This window comes from Arthrobacter sp. TB 26, from assembly GCF_000427315.1.
In the GTDB taxonomy this organism is placed as follows: domain Bacteria; phylum Actinomycetota; class Actinomycetes; order Actinomycetales; family Micrococcaceae; genus Arthrobacter.
On sequence record NZ_AUPJ01000308.1, the window covers coordinates 32,412 to 37,608 of the forward strand.

Below are 5,197 nucleotides of genomic sequence, written 5' to 3' on the forward strand. Positions count from 1 at the left end.
GGTCCATCCGACACCTGATTGACCAGCTGGCCGATCTCCAGGAGCGTGGCATCGGGTTCCGGTCCCTGCAAGAGGCGATCGATACAACTTCCTCGGGCGGACGTCTCGTTTTCCATGTGTTTGCGGCGCTGGCGGAGTTCGAGCGGGATCTGATCCGTGAGCGGACTAACGCAGGGCTTCAGGCGGCACGGGCTCGCGGGCGCGTTGGTGGCCGGCCCCCGTTGCTGACCAAGGACAAGCTCCGGACCGCCCGCCGGATGTATGAGCAGAAGGACATGACGGTCGAGAAGATCGGCGAGGTTCTGGGCGTCAGCCGGACCACCGTCTACCGGGCACTCCGGCGCGAACCGGCCCCTGCCGTGCCGCGGCGCCGTTCAGGGCAGAAAACAGTCCGGTGACGGCCGGAGGCAGCGGCACCCTCACCGGTAACACTGCCTCCATGCCTGACCAGACAGCGTTTATGCGCTGGCGGATCCTGCGCCGGCATATCGAAGACGGCGTGCCCCTTACTGCCCTTGCTGAGCACGAAGGCATCGGACTTCGGACACTGCAGCGCTGGCACGCGGCCCACAAACGCAACGGCATCGCCGGACTGGCTACTGCAAACCGAGGGACCACCCGACGCAGAAGCACCTCCGAGCTTGTCGCACTCGTCGAAGGCCTGGCATTGGTGAAACCGCCCCTGTCTGTGGCTGCCATCGCCCGCAAAGCCAACCGCGTCGCCGCCGACCACGGCTGGCCACCTCTCTCCTACAGCACCGTCCGCTCCATCACTGCGGGCGTTGACCCCGGCATGAAGACACTTGCCCAGCTGGGAACCGCCGCTTACCGGGACACCTATGAATTGGCATGGCGGCACCGGGCCGAGCGGCCGAACGCGACCTGGCAGGCAGACCACACCGAACTGGACATCCTCGTGCTGAACGCGAACATGAAACCGGCGCGCCCTTGGCTCACCACCATCGTGGACGATTACTCCCGGGCGATCTGCGGCTACACCATTTTCCTCGGGGCACCATCGGCCCTGAACACAGCATTGGCACTTCGGCAGGCCATCTGGCCCAAAGCCGGCACAGGATGGCCGATGTGCGGAATCCCCGACGTCCTCTACGTTGACCACGGCTCAGACTTCACCAGCAACCACCTCACCCAGACGGCGAAGGACCTCCACTTCGAAATCACCTACTCAACAGTCGCCAGACCCCAGGGACGCGGAAAAATTGAACGCTTCTTCAGCACCGTCAATACGGTGCTGCTGGCCGAACTGCCCGGACACCTGACCCGCGGCCACACGCCGCCCGCGCCGGTGCTGACCCTCAAAGAGCTGGATACCGCCATCGGCCGCTTCATAATCGAGGACTATCACCAGCGGAAGCATCCAGAGATCAAGGCGACCCCGCACCAAGCCTGGGTGGGGGACGGCTGGCTGCCCCGGCTCCCGGCAACCATGGACGAGCTGAACCTGCTCCTGTTGACCGTTGCCAAACCCCGGATCGTCCACCGCGACGGCGTGCACTTCCAAGGACTTAGATACGTCTCCCCACTGCTGGCCGCCTACGTCCGCGAACCCATCATTGTCCGCTACGACCCCCGGGACATCACAGAGATCCGCATATTCCACAAGAACCAGTTCATCTGCAAAGCCGTAGACCCCGACCACGAAACCTCAACCCTCACCCTCAAGGACATCCAGGCCGCACGCTCGGCCCGCCGCCGTGAACTGCGCGGACAAATAAACCAGAGCATCGCGGTCGTGGCCCGGCACTTACCGGATTTAACGACACCGAAGCCAGCTTCGGCGCTGCCCTCTGTCGAGCAACCCAAGAAGCGCCCAAAGCTACGCACATACCTGGAGGATGACCTGTGACCACGCAAAGTTTCATCGCCACGAAAGAGCACCGCCGGTTTGTGGAGTTCGCGGACGCGGTGCGCCGCCAGCACACGATCGGCATCTGCTACGGACAGGCCGGGATCGGAAAGACCCTCTCCGCCAGACGCTATGCCAACTGGCACAAGGCACAGAAGCTACTGGAGGAGTGGGGACCCCGGGAAGAATCCGATCACCAGGTCTACGCCGCACTCTCCCGCTCCCGCACCGTCTTCTACACCCCCGCCGTGCTCACCACCCCCAAACAGATCCACGCGGACATCGAGCACACCAGCACACGCGTTTCGATCTGCGTGGACCAACACCTGTCAGACATCGGCAAGGGGACAGGGCCCCACACCCGCATCAATAAACATGTCGAGCTGCTAATCATTGACGAATCAGAACGCCTCAACGCCACAGCCCTTGAACTGTTGCGCGACCGCTACGACCGCGACAGCGTGGCCCTGATCCTCATCGGCATGCCCGGGATCGAAAAATGGTTCAGCCGCTACCCGCAGCTCTACAGCCGGGTCGGATTCGCCCACGAATACCGGCCCCTCGAACAAGAAGAACTGCATTTCGTCCTGCAGCGCCGCTGGCACAAGCTAGGGCAATCCTTGGACCCGGACGACTTCACTGACGCCCAGGCAATTGCCGCCGTCGCCCGCATAACCAGGGGAAACTTCCGCCTCATCGACCGGCTCTTCATCCAGGTCGAACGCGTCATGAAAATAAACGAGCTCAACACCATCACCGACGACGTCATCGAAGCCGCACGCTCAACACTCGTCATCGGAATCACTTGAACCGCCAAACCGACCTGCAGAAAAGCCGCCATTCCGGACTAAAAGTCACACCTAAAGGGTCCTTTCTGCTATGTGTCCCGAATTGGAGACAGCTGCACCGGCTCGCCTGGACCCGGGGGCCAGCGCGCTGTACTAGGGCGAGTGGAAGGCCGGTGAGTGTGAGAGAGCCCCCGGCATGCAACAATCTTCATATGAGTGAAGATAAGAATCATTGCAGGCTTGATGCTGACAGCCAGTACGTCGAACTCGCGGTCGAGGTGTTCGCGATGCTCGCCGATGCTACGCGGGTGCGGATCATCCTGGCCCTGCGGGACGGTGAAATGTCCGTGAACCATCTCGCGGACGTCATCGATAAGTCCCCGACAGCCGTGTCGCAGCATCTGGCGAAGCTTCGCCTGGGCAGGATCGTGGCTGCCCGGCAGGACGGGACCCGGGTCTTTTACCGGCTGGCCAACGAGCACGCGCGTAAGCTTGTTGCCGACGCCGTGTTCCAGGCCGAGCATTCCCTCGGCGGTGAGCCGGCGCATCACCGCATCGACATGACGCGCCCGGAGGCGCCGGCCGCGGAAGCGGCGGTGCGTGCGTGAGCCAGACGCTGATCTCCCCGGCCGGGGCTGCCACGGGCCGGTCCCTGCCCAAGCCTCCGTCGATTTTCCGTACCGGGGCCCGGCTGCCCGAAGTCCGGTGGGCCACGGTTGCTTTGGCGCTTTTCCTGGTCGGCGGGGCGGCGCAGCTGGCCGGGGCACCGGCGGTCGTGTGGTGGTTCTTCTATCTGGCCTGCTACGCGGCCGGCGGCTGGGAACCTGCCCTGTCGGGTTTGAGGGCGCTGCGCGAAAAGACCCTGGACGTGGACCTGCTGATGATCGTCGCGGCGATCGCGGCCGCGGCCATCGGCCAGGTTTTCGACGGGGCCCTGCTGATCGTCATTTTCGCGACATCGGGTGCCCTGGAAGCCCTGGTCACCCAGCGGACAGCCGACTCCGTCAGTTCCCTGCTGGGCCTGGCCCCGGAACGCGCCACCCGCCTGCTCGACGGGACCGGCCCCGAAGAGGAGGTTAACACCGCGGACCTGCAGGTCGGCGACGTGATTCTGGTGCGCCCGGGTGAACGGATCGGCGCCGACGGCACCGTCATCCGGGGAGTCAGCGAGGTCGACCAGGCGGCGATGACCGGGGAATCGGTTCCGGTCATCCGACGCGAAGGCGACGAGGTGCTCTCCGGAACCGTCAACGGCAGCGGCGCTCTCTCGGTCCGGGTAGCCAAAGCTGCCAAGGACTCGGTGGTCAGCCGCATCGTGACCCTTGTGGAGGAGGCCTCCGCCACCAAGGCGAAGACCCAGCTGTTCATTGAAAAGGTCGAACAGCGTTACTCCGTCGGTGTCATCGTGGCGACCCTGCTGGTGTTTTTCCTGCCCCTGTCCCTTGGCGAGAGCCTGGACGCCGCCCTGCTGCGGGCCATCACTTTCATGATCGTTGCCTCCCCGTGCGCCGTCGTCCTGTCCACCATGCCGCCACTGCTGGCCGCCATCGCCAACGCCGGACGGCACGGCGTCCTGGTCAAATCCGCCACCGTGATGGAACAGGTCGGACGCACCAACGTCGTCGCTTTCGACAAGACCGGAACCCTCACCGATGGAACCCCGAAAGTCACCTCCGTCGACTCCCTGGACGCCGCCCTCAACCCCGCACAGATCTTGGGGCTGGCGGCCGCTGTCGAGCAGTACAGCGAGCACCCGCTCGGCCGGGCCATCCTCCGGGACGCACGGGAAAAAAGCCTCACCGTGGAGCCGGCAGCCGAATTCAAGGCCGTCCCCGGCCAGGGCGTATCAGGCATCGTCCACGGCCGGCTGGTCCGGGTCGAACGGCCCTCCGCGGAGGACGATGACACCGTGGCCGGAACCGTCGTTTACGTCATCATCGACGGGGCCACGGCGGGGCGGATCACCCTGGCTGACCGGCTCCGCCCGACCGCGGCCGCCACAGTCGAACGGCTCCGCCAGATCACAGGCAATCCAGTTCATCTGCTCACCGGAGACAACCACCGGGCGGCCGCCCAGATCGCCGCCGAAACCGGCATTGACGACGTCCGGTCACGCCTGCTGCCCGCTGACAAGGCGGCAGCGGTGCACAGCCTGGAACAGGACGGCCACCGGGTCCTGCTGATCGGCGACGGCGTCAACGACGCCCCCGCCATCGCGGCTGCGACCACCGGCATCGCGATGGGACGGCACGGCTCCGACCTCGCCCTGGACACGGCCGACGCCATCATCGTCCGCGACGAGCTCGAAGCCCTGCCGTCACTGATCGCGATCTCAAAGCGGGCCCACCGGTTCGTCATCGCGAACCTCGCCATCGCGGCCACCTTCATCACAGTCCTCGTCACGTGGGACCTGATCTCCACCCTGCCGCTTCCGCTGGCCGTCGCCGGACACGAAGGCTCCACCGTCATCGTCGCCCTCAACGGCCTGCGGCTTCTACGCAGCCAGGCCTGGAAAAACTAACCCACAGCCACCCTCCCGGCC

At 65.0% G+C, this 5,197-nt stretch carries 4 protein-coding genes and 1 pseudogene (1 of these 5 running past the window's edge); all 5 read left to right on the forward strand.

Annotation, left to right across the window (positions count from 1 at the left end; translation table 11 throughout):
* Positions 1–398 (forward strand): annotated as a pseudogene (locus K789_RS22915) (recombinase family protein); it begins 206 nt to the left of the window's first position.
* Positions 399–439: 41 nt separating this feature from the next.
* Positions 440–1,867 carry a Mu transposase C-terminal domain-containing protein gene (locus K789_RS0111325; RefSeq protein ID WP_237739580.1) on the forward strand — a complete coding sequence of 476 codons (1,428 nt, stop codon included), beginning with the start codon at positions 440–442 and terminating at the stop codon, positions 1,865–1,867.
* A complete protein-coding gene (locus K789_RS0111330; RefSeq protein WP_024366866.1) occupies positions 1,864–2,676 on the forward strand; it encodes an AAA family ATPase in 813 nt (270 codons plus the stop codon). The genes K789_RS0111325 and K789_RS0111330 overlap by 4 nt, the downstream gene beginning before the upstream one ends.
* Positions 2,677–2,867: 191 nt before the next feature.
* Positions 2,868–3,263: an ArsR/SmtB family transcription factor gene (locus K789_RS0111335; protein WP_024366867.1), complete on the forward strand. Its 396-nt coding sequence runs from the start codon at positions 2,868–2,870 to the stop codon at positions 3,261–3,263.
* A complete protein-coding gene (locus tag K789_RS0111340; RefSeq protein ID WP_024366868.1) occupies positions 3,260–5,176 on the forward strand; it encodes a heavy metal translocating P-type ATPase in 1,917 nt (638 codons plus the stop codon). The genes K789_RS0111335 and K789_RS0111340 overlap by 4 nt, the downstream gene beginning before the upstream one ends.
* The last annotated feature ends 21 nt before the right edge of the window (positions 5,177–5,197 follow it).

Bases quoted from the DNA above. Each gene is read 5' to 3' on its own strand.
- K789_RS0111325 (WP_237739580.1), top strand. From the start codon at position 440: ATGCCTGACCAGACAGCGTTTATGCGCTGGCGGATCCTGCGCCGGCAT.
- K789_RS0111335 (WP_024366867.1), top strand. From the start codon at position 2,868: ATGAGTGAAGATAAGAATCATTGCAGGCTTGATGCTGACAGCCAGTAC.